The organism is Pseudoduganella sp. jia 9, assembly GCF_055502615.1.
The window spans coordinates 252,200-271,567 of the sequence record NZ_JBUPWE010000007.1; the positions used below are offsets into that span (position 1 = coordinate 252,200).

Sequence of the window (19,368 nt, forward strand, 5' to 3'; positions counted from 1 at the left end):
CATTCTTGCCGAACCGTTGAGAATAATATGATTGATAATATCGGAGATCTGACGGTGTTCGCACGCATCGTCACGGCCGGCAGCCTCACCGGCGCGGCAAGTGAGCTGGACCTGTCGCTGGCAGTGGTCAGCAAGCGCCTGGCGGCACTGGAAGAGCGCCTTGGCATACGCCTGCTGAATCGCACCACGCGGCGCCAGTCCCTGACGCAGGAAGGGGAGCGCTTCCACGCCCATTGCGTGCGGATCCTGTCCGAGGTGCAGACTGCGGAAGAGGAAATGGTCCGCAGCCGCGAGACCGTATCGGGGCTGCTCCGGATTACCGCGCCACGTACTTTCGGCCGGCGCTACGTGGCCCCGCTCGTGGCGGCGTTCCAGGCGCGCCACCCCGGCTTGCGCATCGAACTGGTGCTGGCCGACGACATCGTGGATATGGTCGAAGCGGGGATTGACGTTGCGTTGCGCTTTGGCGCCATGATGGATTCGACGATGACGGCGCGCCATGTGGCGCCCAGTTATCGCGTGCTTTGCGCGTCACCGGAATACTTGCGCCAACATGGCGAACCCACACATCCAGATCAACTGGCCGGGCATCAATGCATCGTCTACGGTGCGCGCAATTCGCGGCACTGGCTATTCCAGGGCAACGATGCGCACGTGGCGGCAGAAATCCAGGGCACATTCATTTGCAACGACGGCGATGCCGCCAGTGCGCTGGCGATGGCTGGCGCCGGGATTTTTTTCAAGTCGATCTGGGACGTAGGTGCCGATCTGATGGATGGGCGGCTGGTGCACATCATGCGCGCATATCGCGCGATGACAGAACCGCTGCATGTGGTGTATCCGCATGCTTTGCATCTCACGCCACGTGTACGCGAGTTTGCCAATTTCGCACTGAAGGCGTTGGCGGAGGACTGGGTGAAATTGCGCACAGCGTACCCTTGAGCGCGCTGTTCGGCAGAGTGCGGACGCCCCCCCGATGCAAACCTGTTCCAGACAGGCCAGGTGCCGCAAGAGGCAACACTTGCGGAAGCCCCGGCCCGGCACGACGGTCGCGGATCTTCCGCCGGCGTTCCTAGATGCCCTGCGCCTCGATATCGGCCAGCGTCTCGCGTCCCTTGTCGGTGACGGCGAAGCCGTTGTCGGCGGGCACGATGTGGGATTTCTTGCCGAGGAAGGCAAGCACGTCGTCGTCGAGCTTGGCGGCGGGGTCGCCTGCCAGCGCGCGCAGGCCGAGAATGCAGCGGCGCAGGAACAGTTTTTCCTTGCCCTTGTCGGTCAGCGACAGGTGGCCATTGCGGGCGAACGACAACATTTTCAGGCCGGACAGGCGCTTGGTATTGCGGGCCACGCAGGCGCTGGGCCTGCCCTGGACGCCGCGGCGCACTTCGTCCAGCGCGTTGTATTCGTCGGTGGTGAGTTTTTCGTCTTTCATTGAACCTGTTCCATGAGGGCGGATGCGGCCGTCATGGTACGCGGGCAGAACGCCCCCCGCAAGCAAGGCTTACTTGAAATTCCTGAATGCCAGCAGAAATACGCCCAGACCCGCGGCAACGCCGGCCAGCAGCAGGCGGATGCGGTCCGTGCGGGTGCGGCGGCCGAGATAGATTTTGTTGTGCAAAGAGTTACCCATGACAGTCTCCAGATGAAACGTTTATTCCTGACTCAATTATAGAAACACTTCAGTGACACGACTGTGACAGCCGGCACAAATAACCACAGCCTGTATGAAAGCAACAACAGCTGTGTCCTTCTCGTCAATATGGCGCCGCAGCAAACGTCCCCGCGCTAGGATGGCGCATTTCCCATTCACAGGAGCAGGCGATGAGCGCAACAGAGAAACAGGACCATTCACACGGCAATTCGGCGGACGACTCCGAAAAAGGTGGCCACATGATGAACGAGCCGGATATCGGCAGCGGCGAGAAATCGCCGGGCGAGCGGGAAACCGACGAGCAGATCCGCCAGATCCCGCAACAGCAGCCCGCGCCGCCGAAAGAAGGCAAGTAGCGCGGGCCCCGCCGTTCAATCCATCCGGATCGGCGGCGGTGGTGCCGTCGGCTCTTCCACCGGGGGAATCTCGGTGGGGGGCTTTTCGGTGGGGGGCGGCTGGCTCGGCGGGTCCTGCTCCGGCGCCGGGGTATCGGGATCGGGCGTGATATGCGCCGACAACGGGGCCGGCGTCGGCAGGCGCTCCAGGTCTCCATTCATAATGATGCTCCTCAGTAAATATTGCTAAAAAGCTTATCACTACTGGCGCAATCCCGTCGCCCGGATCACCCCAACCGAACCCTCCCCCGCTTTACTGCCCGCGCCGGGCCAGCCGTGCCCAATGGCAGAGCCGGCAACAGGCGTGCAACGTTTACACTGATACCTTATCCGGGGAGACAACCATGAGCACACGAGGATTCACCGGCCGCCGGCCCGGCGCCGACGCGGCGCGCCGCCTGCCGCCCGGCCAGCACGAAACCGGCGATTTTCCCGTGCTGTCGCTCGGCCCCGCGCCGGCGATCGACCTGGCGAACTGGCGCTTCACGCTGCGCCACGGCGCGCGCCCGCTGGCCAGCTGGAACTGGGAACAGTTCCTGGCCCTGCCCCGCACCGCCTGGCGCGGCGACATCCACTGCGTCACCACCTGGAGCAAGTTCGATACGGCATGGGAAGGCGTGACGATCGACGACCTGCTGGCCGCGGCCGGCATCGCGCCCCCCACCGCCTTCCTGCTGGCGCAGTCATACGACGAATATGACACCAATGTCCCCGTCGCCGACCTGGTGGGCGGCCGGGCGATGGTCGCCACGCACTTCGACGGCGCGCCGCTGACGGCGGAGCACGGCGGCCCGGCGCGGCTGCTGGTACCGCACCTGTATTTCTGGAAAAGCGCCAAGTGGATCAGGGGCCTGAAGTTTACGGAACGGGATGAAGCCGGCTTCTGGGAATTGCGCGGCTACCACATGCGCGGCGATCCATGGCGCGAGCAGCGCTACGGCGACGACGAATGAGAAAGCGCATGTGAGCGAGCGCATGTGAGCGAGCGCATGTGAGCGAGGTGATGTGAGCGAGGACGACCGCACCGGCTGGCAACAGGCATTCATCGCCCGCGTCGAGCAGCGCACCGCGCGGATGCGCAGCCTCTACCTGCGGGCTCCGCTGGCGCGCCACATGGCCGGCCAGTATGTCGACGTGCGCCTGACCGCGCCGGACGGCTACCAGGCGCGCCGCAGCTACTCGATCGCCTCCGCACCCGGCACCGACGCCATCGAACTGGCCATCGAACTGCTCGATGACGGCGAAGTCTCCGCCTGGTTTCACGACGTGGCGCAGGCGGGCGACACGATCGATGTGCGCGGCCCGCTCGGCGGCCACTTTGTCTGGCACCCGGAACAGCCGGGACCCATCCTGCTGGTGGCCGGCGGCTCCGGCGTGGTGCCGCTGGTGTCGATCGCGCGCGCTTGGCGGCAGGCCGGCGCGCCCGTGCCGGCACTGCTGCTGCACTCGGCCCGCGCGTGGGACAGCCTGGCATACCGCGACGACATGCGCGCGATCGCCGATGCGCATGCGAACTTCGGCTATGTGGCGACCGTCACCCGTGGCGGCCAGGAAGGCGCCGACCATGCGCGCCGCATCGACCGCGCGATGGTCGACGAAGCGCTGGCCCGCCTGGCACGCGCGCCGTCGACCTGCTACGTGTGCGGCAGCAACGGGTTCGTGGAAACGGCGGCCCAGCTTCTGGTAGCGGCCGGCATCCCCTCGCGCACGGTGCGTACCGAGCGATACGGAGGCTAGCGTCTTCGGGAAACCCGTCTACTCGCGCGACGCCGCGTCGGCGGTATCCGTCTTGCCCGCCAGGATGGCAAGAATCTGTTCGACACTGACCGGCTTCACCAGGTGCTGCTCGAAGCCGGCCTCGAACGCCAGGTCGCGGTCCTTCTGCTGCCCCCAGCCGGTCACCGCGACCATCACCGTGTTGCCCAGCGCGGGCAGGGCGCGCAGCGCGCGCGCCAGGTCATAGCCGTTCAGGCCGGGCAGCCCGATGTCGAGGAAGGCGAAATCGGGCGCGAAGCCTTCGGCAGCGGCCAGCGCCTGCGGGCCGTCGTGGCACACGTGCACCGTATGCCCCATCGTGCGCAGCAGGCCGCCGATGGCGTTGACGAAATCCTCGTTGTCGTCCACCAGCAGGATGCGGAACTGGCGGTCGCCGCCATGGCCCAGCGTCGGCCGTGCCACGGGGGCCGGCACTTCGGCCAGCACCGGCAGCGTGACCGTAAAGGTGCTGCCCTGCCCCGGCCCGGCGCTGGCCGCCTCCAGCGAGCCGTCGTGCAGCTCGACCAGCCGGCGCGCCAGCGACAGGCCCACGCCGAGCCCCTGGTTGATGCGCTCCAGCGAGGCGTCGGCCTGCACGAACATCTCGAAGATCGCGCCCAGCATCTCCGGCGCGATGCCGATGCCGTCGTCGGCCACGCGGATGCGCAGCCGGCCGTCGCCGCCCACCTCGGCCGACAACGCGATGTGGCCGCCGCGCGGCGTGTAGCGCGCCGCATTGTTCAACAGGTTCGACAGCACCTGCGCCAGCCGGGTCGTGTCGCCCAGCACATGCACGGGGCCGGGCGGCAGTTCGACCGCCAGCTCATGGCCCTGCGCATCGACGAACGGCCGGGCGATCTCCAGCGCATTGGTCACCACCGCATGCAGTTCCAGGCTTTCGCGCCGGATCGTCAGCTTGCCCGTATTGATGCGCGAAACGTCCAGCAGGTCGTCGACCAGGCGCACCATCTGCTTCAGCTGGCGCTCCATCACGCCGCGCGCGCGCAGGCTGGCGGCCGGGTCGCCGCCGTTCAGCCGCATGATGTCGAGCCCGGTGCGCAGCGGCGCCAGCGGGTTGCGCAGCTCGTGCGCCAGGGTTGCCAGGAACTCGTCCTTGCGGCGGTCCGCCAGCAACAGCGCCCGCTCGGCGCCCTGCCGCACCGCCATCTCGCGTTCCAGCGTCAGGTTCGCTTCCTGCAGCGCGTTGGCGCGGCGGCCGATCTCGGCCAGCATGTCGTTGAAGGCATCGACCAGCGTGCCGATCTCGCCGGCGTGCCTGCCGTGATGTTCGTCATCGTAGGCCACCCGCAGCGAGAAATCGCGGCGCTGCATCACCGCGCGCGCCACGTCCGTCACCGCGCGCAGCGGGCGCGTGATCGCCTGCTGCAGGCGGCTTGCCACCAGGGCTGCCAGCAGCAGGCTGGCCAGCATCACCACGCCGAGGATCATGGCATAGCTGGCCAGCCGGTCCAGCAGGCGGTAGCGCGCGCTCAGGTACACGGTGCCGACCCGCTCGCCGTTCTCGACGATCGGGTGGTAGACCACCATCCGGCCGCCCTCGATCGCATGGCCGGGCCGGCCGGGGCGCGCCGGCAGCGGCGGCACGTCGGCCCCGGCCTGCGCGTAGGCGGCAAAGACGGCGCCGCCCGCGCCATAGATGGCGCCCTGCTGGATCTGTGGCCGCACCCGCAGCAGCGCCAGGTTCTGGCGCGCCGCGGCGGGGTCGTTGAAGCCCACCGCCGGAGCCGACACGGTGGCCACGATCTCCGCCTGCGTGGTCAGGTCGTCGAGCCAGTTCTGCTGGAACGTCGTCAGGTCGTAGACCAGCATGCTGACGGAGGTGGTGACCAGCGCGGCGAACGTGGTGGCAAGCGCCATCGCCACCAGCTTCGCGCGCACGGTTTCTGGACGCAGGCGTGACAGCACTAGTTCCCCTTCTGCACGTGCCAGGCCACCGACAGCAGGCGCGAACTGAGTTTCAGGCTGCTGCGTTCCGCGGCGGGCAGCGACACCTCGAAGCGCACGCGCTCCTCGACGATGCGGAAGTTGATGACGGCGCCATGCTGCAGCCCGTTCTCGTCGTCGGCCACGCCGAGCGCGCCGTTCTGCGCCGCGCTGCGCAGGATCTTCGGCAAGTCGTCGGCCGTGCCGGCGAACACCATCTGCAGGCCCGCCAGCGGCTCGCCCTCGCGCAGGCTGCGCACGGCGATCGGGCGGCCGTTGACCGTGCGCCCGGCCGTGATGCGCGCCAGTTCCGCCGCCACGTCGTCCGCGCCCAGCACGCCGACGGCCAGCGGACTGCCGCCTTCCGCGCCTTCCTTCGGCGTCAGGAATTCCACGTAGCCGAGGAACTTGAACAGGTAGGCGGCCTTCACGCTGCGCTCCAGGTTCGGCACGGCCGGCGCCGCCGGCTGTCCCACGGCCGGGCAGTTCAGCGCGACGCACAGCAGGGCCAGCGCCAGCAGCGCGGAGCACCAGCCCGGCCAGGCCGGCCAGCCGGGCCAGCTGGTCGATGCCGGAATCGGCCGGGTGGGTGCGAGGGCAAGTGACGTCATGTCAGAAACGGTAGGTGAGCCTGAGCACGGCGGTACGCTCGAACACGCTGCGGTTCGGCGCCGTGCCGAACTCGGCGTGGGACCGGTGCAGCAGGTTCTGGCCGATCAGCGCCACGTCGAGGTTGCGCGTGGCACGCCATAACCATTGCAGGTCCAGTTCGTGATACGACGGCACGGCCGGGCGCGGCAGCGCGCCGACCCGGCGCAGCGTCCAGTCCAGCTGCATGTCGCCCGGCAGGTCGTGCGACGAGCGCAGCTGCCAGTACTGGCTCGGGTCAGCCGTGGCCACACCGTCCCTGGCGGCCGTGTCGCGGCTGCCGGGATGCAGTGCCGTGCGTATGCGCTGCACCACCAGGCCGCCGCTCAGGCGCCAGCCGTCGAGCGGTTCCCAGCGTGCCCACATCTCGATGCCGCGCGTGTGGCCGTGGGCCATGTTGCGAAATTCCGTCAGCCCGCTGTAGGCCGGGCCGTCCGGATTGGGCTCCTGCGTGCCCAGCCGGTCGTACTTGGCGAGGAACGCGGTAACCGAATACGACCAGCGCGGCGATGGCTGGATGCGATAGCCCAGCTCCGCCGTCTTCGCCGTCTCGGACTGGAAGTCGGGGCCGCCGCCGAAGATATAGCGCGGCACGCCGCCCACCATCACCGGCCTGACCGGCCGGTAGAAATCGCGGTCGATGCGCGACGGCGCGCGCACCGTGCGCGACAGGCTGCCCCACAGCAGCTGGCGGCTGTCCGGCGTCCATGCCAGGCGCACGCTGGGCAGCACTTCCGCGCCCGTGTAGTGATTATGCTCGACCTTCACCCCGCCGCTCAGCCGCAGGTCGTCGCGCAGCCCCAGCTCGTCCTGCACGAACAGGCTGCCCCAGTGCATCGAGAGGTCGTTCGGCAGGTAGGCCTGGTTGCGGCCGTTGGCGATGCGGTCGCGCGAATAGCGGTAGCCGGCGCCCCACGTCACGTTGTGCGGCACCGCCGAGTCCGCCGCCAGGCGCACGCTGTGCTGCGCCTCCAGCTCGATCGTGTTGAGCCGTTCGTACATGGTGTTCGGCTGGTTCCGTTCGGTGTGATCGAGCACGAGGTGCAGGCGCACGCTGGAATCGTCCGCCAGGCGGCGCGTCAGCCGTGCCACCAGGTTCGCGCCGGAGAGCAGCGTCGAGCCGGCAGTGCGTTGCGCCAGGTCGGCTTCGTAGGCATCGCCGGACAGCGTCAGGCCGCCGCGCGCACGGTCCCAGTCGGCGCGAAAGCCGGCCTGGCGCCGCAGGTAGCCGGTGGCCGCCTGCCCGGTATCGCGCACGGCGTCGTCCGCTTCGGCGTAGCGCGCATACACGCGGTAATGGCCGCCGCCCGGCAGGTCGCCGCCATGGCGCACGCTGGCATCGCGGTCGTCCTTGCCGGCCGCGGCGGCCAGCAGGCTGCCCTGGGTATCCTTGGCCGAGCGCGTGATCACGTTGATCACGCCATTGACGGCATTGGCACCCCAGATCGTGGCACCGGGACCGCTGATCACCTCGATCCGTTCCACGTCCTCGAGCAGCACGTCCTGGGCATCCCACGACACGCCGGAAAACAGCGGCGTATAGAGGGTGCGGCCATCGACCAGCACCAGCAGCTTGTTCGACTGCTGGCCATTGAAGCCGCGCGCCGTGATCGCGTAGTTGCGCGCATCCACCCGCGCCACCTGCAGGTTCGGCGCCAGGCGCAGCGCTTCGGGCAGCGTGCGCACGCCGCTGCGGCGGATCTCGTTGCCGGAAACGATATAAATAGACGCCGCCGCATTGCCCAGCCGTTCTTCCTGCCGGGAGACGGACGTGATGACGATGTCGCTCAACTGCTCGAGCGACAGTTCGGCGATGTCGTCCTGCTGCGGCGCGGCACCCGCGAATCCGGTCACCACGGCAAGGCAGGCGGCCGCGGCCGGCGCACGAAATCTGGATGGACGCTGTATGGTGGGACCACGTGTCATCGAACCGTGTCTGTTTGGTCTCATAAGCCGCGTCAGGCAGGTTGAATTGTTTTCAAGAATTATAAGCACGCCGACGCATCCCCTCGCGCACAGTAGCACATCGGCCTTGCAATATGGGCAACGACCCGCATTTGCCCCGCGCACTTGTGCATAAATTCTCTCGAGGACAACATGTTTCCAAAACCGCCCCGCCCGGAACCGCCCCGCCGCGCCGTGCCCACCCAGGTTGTCCAGCAGCGCCAGGTACAGCGCGTGCCGCAAGTGCTGGTCGCCGAACGCCCCGCCGCGCCGTCCGATGCCGCTCCCCCCGCACCGCAGGCAACTGTGGAAAGGAAGCCGGATTAGGTATACTTCGTGGCCATGAACAAGTACACACGCATGTCCGACGAATGGGACCGCTGGCTGGATGCCAGCCTCGACAAGGGTTGCCGCACGCAAGATATCGTGGCCGCGATGGTGGCCGCGAACTACGATGCGGCCTATGCGGAACGCGCCGTGCAGGAACGCCAGGCGCAGCGCGCCCGGCCGATGCCGGCGCAGGCGGCGGCGGGCCCCTACCGCTATGGCACGCCGACGATCCGCCACCGCAACAACGTGATCGCCACGAGCGACCGCACGGTGCGCGTATCGATGCGCATCGAACAGCCGGTGGTGGCCGTGCTGGACGACGTATTCTCGGCAGAGGAATGCGATGCCGTCGTGGCGCTGGCGCGTGCGCGGCTGCAGCCTTCCGCCACGCTGAGCCCCACCACCGGCGAAAACCAGGTGAAGGACCACCGCACCAGCCTGGGCGCCTTCCTCGACGATGCCGACCAGCCCGTGCTGCAGCGCCTGAACCGGCGCATCGCCGAGATCATGAACCAGCCGGTGGCCCATGGCGAAGCGCTGCACGTGCTGCACTACGGCGTGGGCGCCGAGTACAAGCCGCATCACGATTTCTTCGATCCGGCCAATCCCGGCTTTGCCGCCACGCTCAGGCGCGGCGGCCAGCGCGTGGCCACGCTGATCGTATACCTGAACGACGTGGAAGAAGCCGGCGACACCGTGTTCCCGAAGCTCGGCCTGTCCATCGTGCCGCGCAAGGGTTCAGCCGTGTATTTCGAATACGTCAACGAAGACGGCCAGCTCGACGACGCGAGCCTGCACGGCGGCGCGCCGGTAACGCGCGGCGAAAAATGGGTGGCCACCAAGTGGGTGCGCCAGGGTGTCTTCAAATAGATGGGTGGACGAACAGGCGGGCGGAATGGATGGGTGGCGCCGCGGTGGCGGCGCCCGGCGGCCTGCCGAGCCGCAGTGGCTCAGCGAGGCCGTGGTTCAGTCATCGCCATGGCCGATCTGGTCGATGATGCGCTTGCCCTGCTCGACGCCGCCGTCGTTCATCCCGAGCGGCACGTAATAATGGAATAACGGCTCGCCATCCTTGTAGACCGAGCCCATGCAGATTTCGTAACCCTTGTACTCCACGGTTTTCAACTTCGACAGTTCTGCGCCGATCATGTGTGCCTCCCCGTTATCAGTCATGGATATGTGCCGCCCAGGATTGCCGGCGGACCTGTCTTCGATAGTCCCTACGGTTCCAAGTATGCCGTGCAAGGAAGCCGAGAACTGTGCGCGGCTTCACCAAGCGAAGTGGGAGGGTTGCAGGTAATACGCGACGGGGGGCGGCGCCGCCAGGGGCGTGATGCAGTGCAGCGAACGGTCCTCGAGAATCGCCTGCCGGGCCATCGCGGCCGGGCCAGCATGGCTGCCCCGCTCACTTGCCGGGTTGCCGCCCCGGCTCGACCAGTACCAGCTTGCCCGTCTTCGGATCGCGATAGACTTCGCCGACGCGGTCGTAGCCGCTGCCGGCCTGCGTGACGCCGGCGGCGGGACGTTCGATCTGCCTGCCCTTCTCCACCGGCTGGGGCGCCTTGAACGCGCCCTGGCTGCCGGCAATCGCGGCGATCAGGCCACAGGCAAAGACCAGCATCACGTCGACCAGGTTCACCAGGCTGGCGCGCGGATCCTCGTCGCCGCCGTCGAAGCGCGCATCGAGGTGCGCATACAGGCGCAGGCGCTTGCGTGCGGGTTGCGCGCTCATGCGGCCTGCTCCGCCGCGTCTTCCATCGCTTCCAGCGTCTCCTCATACCAGCGGCGGCGCAGCTTGCCGATCACCAGGCCGCCGATGCCGGCCACCAGCCCGAGCACCGTGGCATCGAACGCCACGGTGACGGCGCTGGCCAGTTGCGCGGGATCGCCGGCGCCCAGCGCGGCCAGGCCCGGGCCCAGCGGAATGATGGTGGCCATCAGGCCCAGCATCGGCGGTATCCGCGCCAGCAGGTCGGCACGTTCCAGCCGGTGGCGGGCGATCGCCTGCACCTGCGCGACATTGCCGCCGTCGCGCAGGCGGCGCAGGCCATGAAGCGTTCGCCGGCGGCGATGCCGGCTTCCACCAGCGCGATGGCGCAGGCGGCCAGCAGCGCCGCCAGCGACGGCATCAGCAGCCAGCTGACCGCGTCGTGCAGCCAGCCGAAGGAATGGGGATCGATCATTGATGACTCCTTGAAGGTTGAGGTACGGCGCGGCCGCGCGAATTGACAGGGACGGCGCGGCCGCGCCAGAGGCCCGCCGCGAACAGCGCGACACCGGCGGCCAGCATGGCCAGCAGGCGGATGACGGTGATGCCGGGCGGCTGCGCCGCGGCGGCTTCCCGGTGCAGTTCATAGGCGCGCGGCGCGGGTTCGTCAGCGGCCACGATGCCGTCGCCGGCCTTCACCTGCGCCTGCGCTTGTGCTTGTGCTTGCTGCCGAGCTTGCTGCTGAGTTCGTGTTGTGCGCGCACTGCCAGCCATGGGGGCACCGGCTCGGCCGTCTGCATCGCCGGCGGCGGGCAGCAGGTCGCCGCGTGCTTTCGCCAGCGTCACGCCGAGCGCGCGTGCGTCCGCGCCATCGAGCTGCGGCGCCAGCCAGTTCCACATCGGGTGGTCGGGCGCAGCGTGGCCGCTGCCGGGCAGGCCGTTGGCGGCCACCAGCCGTGCCAGCTCGCCGCCCATCTGGCGGACCGTGGCGGGATCGGTCTTCCAGAAACCCTTCTCGGCGGCCACCATGAAGATCGCCAGCATGTGCGCCTTGACGTGCGCGTTGTGGCGCTGGCCGAGGAATTGCGGCAGGCCCAGCCCGTGCTTGTCGTCGAAGTAGACCGATTTCACTTCGTCCCACGCCCAGTTCTTCACCAGGTCGGGCCGGGTGACCTGCCAGCCCCACAGGTTTTCCAGGAATTCCTGGCCCATCGTGCGCGCGCCGGCATAGCCATGGTCCATCAGCGGCTTCAGCCACGCCGGATTCAGGAAGCGGCCGCGCAGCTCGCCCAGCAGCGCGGCGGCCAGCGGCTCGACGTCGGCGCGGCCCGGCTGCGCATGCTGCAGGATCATCGCCTCCGGCACGCGGCCGGTGCGCCCCTCGACCGCCAGCGAAAGCCCGCCCAGGTAGTCGAACGCGTCGTTGTTATCGAGCACGCCATACAGGTTGCTGGCGCGGCCATGGTAGGTGCGGGCGATGCCATCGAGCGCCGCGTTGAATGCCGCGTGCTGCGCCTCGCCGCTGCCATCGAGGCCATACGCATGACCCATCCGGTTGCGGTAGGCGGCGCCGATCTCGTCGCGCTCGCGCCACGACCCGGAGCGCTCGGTCAGGCGGTTGACGCCCGTGCCGTAGGCGCCCGGCGCGTCGCCGAACACGCGCTGGGCGGCGCCCCGCCCGGCATCGGCCACCGGCTGGCCGGCCCGCACCAGGGCGCGCTGGCGGGTCAGCCATTCGCCGGCGACGCGGTTGCCGGCCACCGGTTCGTCGCCCCAGGCGGCACCGTCCAGCGGCGCCAGCGCCGCTTCCAGCGCCTCGCGCAGCGCGGGGTCCGTGGCCGCCAGCGTATTGGCCGATGCCGCCAGCGCCAGCCGGCCGGCGCGGTCGATCAGCCGGATCAGGTTCGGATACAGGTCGCGGAACAGGCCGGACGTCGTCACCAGCGCATCGCGGCGCGGCGCCTCCGGCTTGAGCCGCACGCCGGTAACGATGCCGCGCGCATTCCATACCGGCTCGGCGCCCATCATCGCCAGCGCGAACGCCACCATCACGCCCTCGTCGCGCACCGCGTCGGAGGCCCACAGGATGATGCCCTCGCTGCCGGCCGCCGGTTTTTCGTCGCCCCTGGCGCGGGCGATGGCCTTGTCCGCCAGGTCCGCTCCCAGCCGGTAGCCCAGCTTCGTCGGCAGGATGTCGCCATCGACCGCGTGGAAGTTGCGCCCGGTCGGCAGTGCCTCGGGCGAACGCAGCGGATCGTTGCCCTTGCCCGGTTCGATGTAGCGGCCATCCAGCCCGGCCAGCAGCGCCCGCATCTCCAGGCGCGGCGAATCGGCCAGCTTCGCCGCCACCTCCGGTCCCTCGACGCCGCCCTTCTTCATCGACGCCAGCATCAGGTCGATCGATTCCTGTTTCCATTGCCGGCCGAAGACGTGCAGCCCGTGCGGCATGAATTTTTCCTGCAGCTTGGTCAGGTAGTGGCCGATCTCGTGCGCCAGCAGGTCGTCGTCGGCCGCGTCGTAGCCGATGCCGCGCACTTCCAGCACGTCTGCCATCGATGCTTCCAGTTCCGCCTTCAGGTTCAGCGCGGCGACCCGTTCGCGCATCAGGCTGGCCGCCTGCGTCTTCAGCGATTCCGAGCTGGCCGCCTCGTAGCTTTCCACCACCTGGCGCAGTGCGAGCAGGTCGTCGTACAGCGGCGTGCTGGCCAGCGGCGGCGTCAGGTGATCGACGATCACCGCCAGCCCGCGCCGCTTGGCCTGCGTGCCTTCGCCGACACCGTCGACGATGTACGGATAGATGCCCGGCAGGTCGCCGGCGATCAGGCTCGGATAGTCGTCGGCGGCCAGGCCCACCGCTTTGCCCGGCAGGAATTCGTAGGTGGAATGGCGCCCCACGTGCACCAGCGCGTCGGCCCCGAAGCGGTCGCGCACCCAGTGATAGAAGCCCAGGTACTGGTGCGGCGGCGTGATGCTGGTGTTCGCGTGCAGCAGTTCCTCGTCCACCTCCCAGCCGCGCGGCGGCTGCGGGCCGATGAACACATTGCCGAACACGAGGCCCGGCACCAGCATCCTGCCCTGGTCGACCATGATCCTGCCGGGCGCGGCGCCCCACCCTTTCAGGCCTTCGATGCCGTAGCCGGACAGCTCGCGGTTCAGCGGCTCCAGCGTGGCGCAGCGGCGCGGCGCGCGCACGTCCAGGCAGGCGCGATACCCGTCACCCAGCGCTGCCAGGCCGCGCATCGCCGCCTCGCGCCGGGGATGGTCGGCGCCTTCGACCAAATGCTGCAGTTCCTTGACGATCACGTCGACCTGCTTGCGCCCCAGCAGCCATTCGCCGGCCTTCTCCGCTTCCAGCACGTCGGCATGCAGGCGGCCCAGCAGGCCGCCGGTCATTTCGCGCTGCACGCGCGGCGACAGGGTGCCGAACCATGTCGCATAGTCGGCCGCACTGACCGTATTGACCGTGCCGGCCAGCTCGCGCAGGCCGGCGCGGTCTTCCGGCAGGTTGACGCCATGCGCCATGATCCGGTCCAGCAGGGCCTCTGGCGACGCCGGCAGCTCGCCGACGGTGTAGCCGGCGTTTTTCAGCGCATGGAGCATGTCGAACAGCGAGGCTGGCACGTCCAGGTTGTCGGCGCCGATGTTCTGGCGGCCCGGCGGGTGGTTGTAATAGACCAGCGCCACGCGCTTGTCGCGGTTGGGCTTGCCGCGCAATGCCAGCCAGCGGGTGACGCGCGCCGCCAGCCGGCCGGCTTCGGCATTCAGCACGACCGGCGGGCGGTTCTCGATGCCGGTCACCCTGTCGCGCTGTGCCTGGCCCAGCGCCGCCACCACGATCGGCTGGCCGATCCCCTGCAGTTCGGGCAGCGCCACGCGGTACTGCACCGAATCGGGCGGCAGGCCGTCCGGCGACAGGCGCCATTGCAGCGCGGTGCGGTCGGACAGCCGGATGGCCTTGAATACCGGGACATCGAGGCGCTTGAGCGCTTCGGCGACGGCTTCACGCCCTTCGGCCGCGCCGACCACGAAATCCTGCAGCACCACCAGCGCCGCCGGCCTTGCCGGCGCCACCAGTTCCGGCAGCCGTTCCAGCGCCTGGCGCGAGGCGCCGCCCCAGCGCGTGAGCACCTGCACGCACGGCTGGCCACCGGCCTCGATGCGCGCGCACACGGCAGCTGGCACGGCCGCATCCATGTTCGACAGGTCCAGCACCACCACGGCCGGCCGTGCCGTCAATCCCAGCCGCGCGCCGTTGCCCCAGGCGGCATCAGCGGCCAGTTCGCGCCGCCCGACGCGCACGCGCAGCACCGGTTCCGGTTGCGGGCCGGCCAGCGGCGTGGCCGGGTGCAGCCGGTGGGCCAGCAGCGCCGCGGTGTTGTCGACGCCGCCGGCCTGCCACACGCGGCGCGCCGCCAGCCAGTGCGGTGCGGCCGGATGCGCCTCGGCGGCCTGCAGCGCGGCCGGCGGCGGGTTCTCGGTCGACAGGTCGCGCAGCGTGTCGGGTGAAAACCCGGCCATCGCGCCGTGACCGTCCCGGCTCATCAGGCTGAGCCCTGCCTCGCCGTTGAATGCCAGCACCGCCGCGCGCGGCTTCGCGTGGCGCGCCAGCGCGGTCTTCAGGCGGTGGGCAGGATCGCCGAACAGCGACACGGCCAGGATGGTGTCCGCCCCGCCGACCAGCCGCGCCACCTCGCGCTCGTCCAGCGCCATCCATTGCGCCGGCGTGCGCAGTTCGATGCGGTCCTTCGGATGCAGGGCGAGGTGGCGGTGCGCGGCCTCGATCGCCACCGGCGCGGCGCGCTCGGTGACGATCGCGAACAGCGTGGCCGCATGGCCGCGCGCGCAGGCCAGGAAACACAGCAGCGCAAGCAGCGCGCGCACGAGTGGGGAGATAGTCAATGGTCTTCCGAACGGTCGGCATTTTCCCTGCGATGCCATGCCGCCGGTCCAGGGAAAAGGCTTGAAACAAATAGAAACGCCACAGGCAAGGCCACACCCCGGGCCAAGCACCTTTTTTTCGCGAACGGCCGGTCTTCTGGCTTGCCTTCTTCCTTCCCCGTTCCTGCCTTCCCGTGCACGTGGCACAGTGGCGGGTCGAACGAGGTCGTCAGGCTCACAGCAGCGGGGGCTGCGCCGGACTGGCGGGGGATGGAGATCCCGCGCGTCACCGGCTTCCCGTTTCACCCTCCAGCCGGCAGGCGGGAGGGCACCGTTCACATCAAGCGGCGGATTCTACATGGGTTGAGGCTAATTTGTCATCCGCAGGCGGCCCAGCCGCCACAGCCCCGCCGCCAGCACCGCTCCCGCCAGCAGGAGCACGGCGGCCATTGCGCCCCATCCCGGCATGCCAGCCGCCACGCCCGGCGCGAACGACGGCCGCCTGGCGAAATCGGCGGTGCCGAACGGCCGGTCGTTGAACAGGTACGGATAGTAGAACTCGCGGATCTGCCGGTGGAACGCCACGATGGCGTCCTGGTAGGCCAGTTGCGCGGGCAGGTCGGTGCCGGCCAGCCGGTGCAGCACGGCCTGCGCGCCCACGCCCGGCAGCAGCCAGCCGAGCCGGTCGGTCCATGCCTGCCGTGCCAGCAGCCCGTCGCGATATGTGCGTACATCCTCGGCCACGCTTTCGTCGCCCACCTGGTGGAAGGCGAAATACCATTTCCAGTGGAAGCCGGGCGGCACGGCGGCACGGTCTTTCCATTCCGGATGGGTGGCGACGAACTTGCGCATCGTTTCGTCACGCGGCACTTCCCACGCGCCGTGCACGGTCTGCCGCTGCGCCAGCATCAGGTCGACGCCCTGGTTTACGGGAATCGCCCGGGTCAGCGCCACGTTGGCCAGCGCCGGCAGCACGAGCGTCAGCATGGCCCAGGTGCCCATCAGCACCGTGGCGTTCGTGACGGAGCGCCAGTGGCGCATGGCGACCAGCAGGGAAAGGCCGGTCCAGAAGGCCAGGCAGGCCGCCGTCACCGCCACCACGATGAACAATGTCGCGAGACCGGTGGCGGACATTGCCGCGCCCACGCACACCGGCATGGCCAGGCAGACGAGCAGCAGCGCATAACGCAGCCCGACGCGGCGCCACCACAGCCGCCGTGCATCCGGCATCGCCAGCACCAGCCGCAGGCGGCCCGACTGCCGTTCTCCCGATACCAGGTCGTGCAGCAGCGCGATGGCGAACAGCGGCGCCAGGTAGATCAGCACGAATGCGTAGTCGAAGCGGCCCGGCAGCGCCACCTCCGGGTTGAACGTTTCGCCTTCGTAGAGCTGGGCCTGCAGCCCCAGCGCGCGGATGCGCAGCACGTACGGCGCCACGTCGCGCAGCCCCAGTGCCAGGAATGCCGCGTCGGACGGCGGATCCCAGGTGTTGTAGAAGGTGTAGTAGGCCGGACTGCCGGCATCCTTGCTGTCCGGGTAGCGGGCCGCCAGCGCGGCCACGTCTCCTTCATGCAGCGGGGCCAGGCGGGCGATGGTCTGCCGCTGGCGCTCCACTTCATGCATGCCGGACCAGACGGCCAGCGCGGACAGCAGCAACAGCAGCAGCAAGGCACCGGCGGACAGCCGCGAACGCAGCACCAGGCGCAATTCGAACGACCGCCAGTTCATCGCACGACCCTCCCCAGGCGGCCAGCCAGTATCCAGGCCGATGCAGCCAGTGCCGCCAGCCACAGCGCCAGCATCGCGCCGGCCGGCGCCATGCGCCGCAGCGTGTCGGCCAGCGGCGGCGGTTCGAATGAAAATTCCGGGAATCCCTGCCAGTGCTCGCGCGACACGCGGTTTTCCTTGCTGCGGTCGATATCGTCGGCGTAGGCCACGCGTTCCGCCTGCAGGCGGTTCAGGCCCTGGATCAGCGCGTAGCGATAACGTTCGCCCTGCTCCAGGAAGCCGCGGTAGCTGGCCAGGTCGGTACCGGCGGCCGCCATCGACAGGCGCCGCAGCGCCAGCGCCGGGCTGGCCCAGCCGAAGGCGTCGATGATCGCGCCCTGCCGCTCCTGCCGATCGAACGCAACGGCGGCGTACCGGTTGAACAGCTCGCTGGACTTGCGCTCGCCTTCCATGCCGACCAGGCCCTTGAAGTTGACCGGCAGGTCTTCCACGCGCGCCACGCCGTACTGCTTCAGCAGCTTGTCGCGGAAGGCGGCAAATTTCGGATCGTTCGGATCATGTGAATCGCCCAGCGCCAGGTACTCGCGCTGCACGTGGATGGCATCCTCGAAGCGCGTCGGCAGTGCCAGCGCGGTGTTGGCCATGTCGGGCACCCAGCGCGGCAGCAGGATCACGATCAGCGCCCATGCCGCCAGCAGCGCCAGCAGCGCATCGCGGCCGCGCGCCACGCACATCGATACCAGCACCACCGCCAGCACCCACAGCATCAGCCAGCCCGTGTAGCCGGCGGCCAGCGCCAGGGCCAGCGGCCAGGATGCATGGCCGTCCAGTGCGAACCACGCCAGCGCCGCCAGAGCAGGCAGCAGCGCCAGGCCGGCGAAGCCTGCCAGCGACAGCAGCTTGCCCAGCACGACCTGCCGGCTGCGCACGCCCTGCGCCAGCAGCACGCGCAAGGTGCCGGACTCGCGTTCGCGCGCCACGGCCGCATGGCCGAAGAACACCAGCAGCAGCGGCGCCAGCACCTGCAGCACGAACGCCGGCGTCAGCTGGCCGAAGCGCAGCAGCAGCGAGGTTTGCCGCACATCGCCGAAGTTGGCGCTGTTCTGCCGGTGGCCTTCGAGGAACAGCGTAGTGCCGGTGAAACCGTCGATGCCGGGATCGAACGCCGCGAGCGGGTTCAGGGGCCGGAACAGGAAATGCCCGTAATGCACCATGCGGTGCGGATGCCGGTCCGGCTGCGCCTCGAATTCATGGTTTGCCTGGGCCTGGTAACGGGTGCGCTCGGCATCGGCCGCGCGCCGGTGCTCGTACGCGGTGAGTGCCGCCACCAACATCAGGACCGTCAGCAGCGCGATGCCGGCCACCGCGGCCCGGTCGCGCAACAGCGCCCGCCACTCTTCGCGCGCGATGCGAGCGATGATGCTGTAACCCCCGTTGTAACCGCCGCCGCGGGCGGCGCTCATGCCGCCTGGCCGCCGTAGCGGCGGTGCAAGGCACGCACGTCGAAGCGGTCGGCGCCGGCGGCGGCCACCTCCTCGAGCAGGCAGCCGGCATCGAGAAAACCGATGCGGTCGGCCACGTCGGCGGCGCTGAGCAGGTCGTGCGTCACCATCAGCACGGCCACGCCCTGTTCGCGCAGCACGCCGAGCAGACGGTTGAACTCGGCCGTGGCCTGCGGGTCGAGGCCGGAAGTCGGTTCGTCGAGCAGCAGCGCCGGCACCCGGCGCGCGAGCGCCAGCGCGATCGCCACCTTCTGCCGCATGCCCTTGGAAAAGCCGGCCACGCGGCGGTCGAACGCCGCCGCGGCCAGGCCGGCGGCCGCCAGCGCCGCGTCGATGGCGGCGGGGTCGCCGCCCTGCCCCGCCAGGTCGAGCAGGTAGGCGACGTTCTCGCGCGCGCTCAGGTGTTCATACAGCGCCACGTTCTCGGGGATGTAAGCAAGATGGCGGCGCGCCTCGTCCGGCTGCGCGACGGGATCGACGCCATTCACCCGCACTTGCCCTTCGCCCGGCGTGACGAAGCCCAGGAACAGGCTCAGTGTCGTGGTCTTGCCGGCGCCGTTGGCGCCCAGCAGCGCATAGATTTCGCCGGCGCGGATGTGCAGGTCGAGCCGCCGCAGGATGGTCTTGCCGCCATAGCCGGCGACGACCGCCGTGGCGTCGAGTACGTGGCCGCACTGTGCCGCCGCGTCGTGGATGGGTGCGATGTTCAAACGATCTTCCTCTCGGTAGGGAAATGACTTTCCCAAAATGATAATGCATTCTCATTCTCGTTGACAACGGATTCACGCAACAAACCAACTGTCGAGGACAATGCACTGTTTCCTGATGGCATCAACTAAGGTATAGTCCTCCTGCGCTGGACAGGACCGGGGCGGCGAATGCCGT

Annotated in this window: 20 protein-coding genes and 1 riboswitch; of the genes, 6 read left to right on the plus strand and 14 right to left on the minus strand. The window is 69.0% G+C overall.

What is annotated here, in order from left to right; all coding sequences use genetic code 11:
* The first annotated feature begins 27 nt into the window (after positions 1-27).
* Complete coding sequence (locus tag ACY34H_RS10800) at positions 28-942, plus strand: LysR family transcriptional regulator (protein WP_464977493.1); 915 nt, start codon at positions 28-30, stop codon at positions 940-942.
* Between the two features lie 130 nt (positions 943-1,072).
* On the opposite strand, the gene ACY34H_RS10805 is transcribed toward ACY34H_RS10800, so the two are convergent.
* Together ACY34H_RS10805 and ACY34H_RS10810 are read right to left on the minus strand one after the other, a co-directional pair.
* Positions 1,073-1,432, minus strand: coding sequence for a hypothetical protein (locus tag ACY34H_RS10805; protein WP_464977494.1), 360 nt, complete (start codon positions 1,430-1,432; stop codon positions 1,073-1,075).
* A 69-nt stretch (positions 1,433-1,501) separates the two neighbouring features.
* Entirely contained in the window at positions 1,502-1,630 is a 129-nt protein-coding gene (locus ACY34H_RS10810; protein WP_464977495.1) for a hypothetical protein, read from the minus strand.
* Between the two features lie 191 nt (positions 1,631-1,821).
* Here ACY34H_RS10810 and ACY34H_RS10815 point away from each other — a divergent pair, with 191 nt between their 5' ends.
* Positions 1,822-2,007, plus strand: a complete 186-nt coding sequence (locus ACY34H_RS10815; RefSeq protein WP_464977496.1) for a hypothetical protein — start codon at positions 1,822-1,824, stop codon at positions 2,005-2,007.
* A gap of 15 nt (positions 2,008-2,022) precedes the next feature.
* Here the strand turns inward: ACY34H_RS10815 and ACY34H_RS10820 are convergent, their stop codons facing one another.
* Complete coding sequence (locus ACY34H_RS10820; RefSeq protein ID WP_464977497.1) at positions 2,023-2,208, minus strand: hypothetical protein; 186 nt, start codon at positions 2,206-2,208, stop codon at positions 2,023-2,025.
* A 182-nt stretch (positions 2,209-2,390) separates the two neighbouring features.
* Between ACY34H_RS10820 and ACY34H_RS10825 the strand changes: the two genes are divergently transcribed.
* Together ACY34H_RS10825 and ACY34H_RS10830 are read left to right on the plus strand one after the other, a co-directional pair.
* Positions 2,391-2,999, plus strand: a complete 609-nt coding sequence (locus tag ACY34H_RS10825; protein ID WP_464977498.1) for a sulfite oxidase-like oxidoreductase — start codon at positions 2,391-2,393, stop codon at positions 2,997-2,999.
* A 52-nt stretch (positions 3,000-3,051) separates the two neighbouring features.
* A complete protein-coding gene (locus ACY34H_RS10830; protein WP_464977499.1) occupies positions 3,052-3,783 on the plus strand; it encodes an FAD-binding oxidoreductase in 732 nt (243 codons plus the stop codon).
* Between the two features lie 18 nt (positions 3,784-3,801).
* Here ACY34H_RS10830 and ACY34H_RS10835 read toward each other — a convergent pair whose 3' ends face one another.
* Genes ACY34H_RS10835 through ACY34H_RS10845 form a run of 3 tightly spaced genes read right to left on the minus strand, consistent with a single transcriptional unit; the run spans position 3,802 to position 8,247 of the window.
* A complete protein-coding gene (locus ACY34H_RS10835; protein WP_464977500.1) occupies positions 3,802-5,727 on the minus strand; it encodes a sensor histidine kinase, YfiR-like protein-associated in 1,926 nt (641 codons plus the stop codon).
* Entirely contained in the window at positions 5,727-6,356 is a 630-nt protein-coding gene (locus tag ACY34H_RS10840; protein WP_464977501.1) for a TOL_0243 family YfiR-like periplasmic protein, read from the minus strand. The genes ACY34H_RS10835 and ACY34H_RS10840 overlap by 1 nt, the downstream gene beginning before the upstream one ends.
* A gap of 1 nt (position 6,357) precedes the next feature.
* Positions 6,358-8,247 (minus strand): TOL_0244 family TonB-dependent receptor, encoded by a 1,890-nt coding sequence (locus tag ACY34H_RS10845; RefSeq protein ID WP_464977502.1) that lies wholly within the window; start codon positions 8,245-8,247, stop codon positions 6,358-6,360.
* Between the two features lie 243 nt (positions 8,248-8,490).
* Between ACY34H_RS10845 and ACY34H_RS10850 the strand changes: the two genes are divergently transcribed.
* Positions 8,491-8,664, plus strand: a complete 174-nt coding sequence (locus tag ACY34H_RS10850; protein WP_464977503.1) for a hypothetical protein — start codon at positions 8,491-8,493, stop codon at positions 8,662-8,664.
* A 33-nt stretch (positions 8,665-8,697) separates the two neighbouring features.
* A complete protein-coding gene (locus ACY34H_RS10855) occupies positions 8,698-9,537 on the plus strand; it encodes a prolyl hydroxylase family protein (protein ID WP_464977504.1) in 840 nt (279 codons plus the stop codon).
* A gap of 96 nt (positions 9,538-9,633) precedes the next feature.
* Here the strand turns inward: ACY34H_RS10855 and ACY34H_RS10860 are convergent, their stop codons facing one another.
* From ACY34H_RS10860 to ACY34H_RS10895, 8 genes are all read right to left on the minus strand, one after another.
* On the minus strand, positions 9,634-9,816 hold the full coding sequence (locus tag ACY34H_RS10860; RefSeq protein ID WP_464977505.1) for a hypothetical protein: 183 nt from the start codon (positions 9,814-9,816) through the stop codon (positions 9,634-9,636).
* A 256-nt stretch (positions 9,817-10,072) separates the two neighbouring features.
* Positions 10,073-10,399 (minus strand): DUF2149 domain-containing protein, encoded by a 327-nt coding sequence (locus tag ACY34H_RS10865; protein WP_464977506.1) that lies wholly within the window; start codon positions 10,397-10,399, stop codon positions 10,073-10,075.
* The gene (locus ACY34H_RS10870) at positions 10,396-10,617 is read right to left on the minus strand and encodes a MotA/TolQ/ExbB proton channel family protein (protein ID WP_464977507.1); all 222 of its coding nucleotides are present in this window, start codon (positions 10,615-10,617) and stop codon (positions 10,396-10,398) included. Before ACY34H_RS10870 ends, ACY34H_RS10865 begins: the two co-directional genes overlap by 4 nt.
* Positions 10,605-10,850: a hypothetical protein gene (locus ACY34H_RS10875; protein WP_464977508.1), complete on the minus strand. Its 246-nt coding sequence runs from the start codon at positions 10,848-10,850 to the stop codon at positions 10,605-10,607. The genes ACY34H_RS10870 and ACY34H_RS10875 overlap by 13 nt, the downstream gene beginning before the upstream one ends.
* A complete protein-coding gene (locus tag ACY34H_RS10880; protein WP_464977509.1) occupies positions 10,847-15,274 on the minus strand; it encodes a cobaltochelatase subunit CobN in 4,428 nt (1,475 codons plus the stop codon). The genes ACY34H_RS10875 and ACY34H_RS10880 overlap by 4 nt, the downstream gene beginning before the upstream one ends.
* Before the next feature lie 109 nt (positions 15,275-15,383).
* A riboswitch (cobalamin riboswitch) is annotated at positions 15,384-15,604 on the minus strand.
* Between the two features lie 18 nt (positions 15,605-15,622).
* The gene (locus tag ACY34H_RS10885) at positions 15,623-16,981 is read right to left on the minus strand and encodes a DUF3526 domain-containing protein (RefSeq protein ID WP_464977510.1); all 1,359 of its coding nucleotides are present in this window, start codon (positions 16,979-16,981) and stop codon (positions 15,623-15,625) included.
* Positions 16,978-18,444 (minus strand): ABC transporter permease, encoded by a 1,467-nt coding sequence (locus ACY34H_RS10890; RefSeq protein WP_464977511.1) that lies wholly within the window; start codon positions 18,442-18,444, stop codon positions 16,978-16,980. Before ACY34H_RS10890 ends, ACY34H_RS10885 begins: the two co-directional genes overlap by 4 nt.
* Positions 18,441-19,187, minus strand: coding sequence for an ABC transporter ATP-binding protein (locus tag ACY34H_RS10895; protein WP_464977592.1), 747 nt, complete (start codon positions 19,185-19,187; stop codon positions 18,441-18,443). Before ACY34H_RS10895 ends, ACY34H_RS10890 begins: the two co-directional genes overlap by 4 nt.
* Positions 19,188-19,368: the final 181 nt, after the last annotated feature.

What these genes read in the sequence shown, in the direction of transcription:
- ACY34H_RS10840 (WP_464977501.1), bottom strand. Translation starts at nt 6,356, where the DNA reads ATGACGTCACTTGCCCTCGCACCCACCCGGCCGATTCCGGCATCGACC.
- ACY34H_RS10825 (WP_464977498.1), top strand. Translation starts at nt 2,391, where the DNA reads ATGAGCACACGAGGATTCACCGGCCGCCGGCCCGGCGCCGACGCGGCG.
- ACY34H_RS10815 (WP_464977496.1), top strand. Translation starts at nt 1,822, where the DNA reads ATGAGCGCAACAGAGAAACAGGACCATTCACACGGCAATTCGGCGGAC.
- ACY34H_RS10885 (WP_464977510.1), bottom strand. Translation starts at nt 16,981, where the DNA reads ATGAACTGGCGGTCGTTCGAATTGCGCCTGGTGCTGCGTTCGCGGCTG.
- ACY34H_RS10850 (WP_464977503.1), top strand. Translation starts at nt 8,491, where the DNA reads ATGTTTCCAAAACCGCCCCGCCCGGAACCGCCCCGCCGCGCCGTGCCC.
- ACY34H_RS10860 (WP_464977505.1), bottom strand. Translation starts at nt 9,816, where the DNA reads ATGATCGGCGCAGAACTGTCGAAGTTGAAAACCGTGGAGTACAAGGGT.
- ACY34H_RS10820 (WP_464977497.1), bottom strand. Translation starts at nt 2,208, where the DNA reads ATGAATGGAGACCTGGAGCGCCTGCCGACGCCGGCCCCGTTGTCGGCG.
- ACY34H_RS10855 (WP_464977504.1), top strand. Translation starts at nt 8,698, where the DNA reads ATGTCCGACGAATGGGACCGCTGGCTGGATGCCAGCCTCGACAAGGGT.
- ACY34H_RS10875 (WP_464977508.1), bottom strand. Translation starts at nt 10,850, where the DNA reads ATGATCGATCCCCATTCCTTCGGCTGGCTGCACGACGCGGTCAGCTGG.
- ACY34H_RS10805 (WP_464977494.1), bottom strand. Translation starts at nt 1,432, where the DNA reads ATGAAAGACGAAAAACTCACCACCGACGAATACAACGCGCTGGACGAA.
- ACY34H_RS10800 (WP_464977493.1), top strand. Translation starts at nt 28, where the DNA reads ATGATTGATAATATCGGAGATCTGACGGTGTTCGCACGCATCGTCACG.
- ACY34H_RS10865 (WP_464977506.1), bottom strand. Translation starts at nt 10,399, where the DNA reads ATGAGCGCGCAACCCGCACGCAAGCGCCTGCGCCTGTATGCGCACCTC.
- ACY34H_RS10890 (WP_464977511.1), bottom strand. Translation starts at nt 18,444, where the DNA reads ATGAGCGCCGCCCGCGGCGGCGGTTACAACGGGGGTTACAGCATCATC.
- ACY34H_RS10870 (WP_464977507.1), bottom strand. Translation starts at nt 10,617, where the DNA reads ATGCTGGGCCTGATGGCCACCATCATTCCGCTGGGCCCGGGCCTGGCC.
- ACY34H_RS10810 (WP_464977495.1), bottom strand. Translation starts at nt 1,630, where the DNA reads ATGGGTAACTCTTTGCACAACAAAATCTATCTCGGCCGCCGCACCCGC.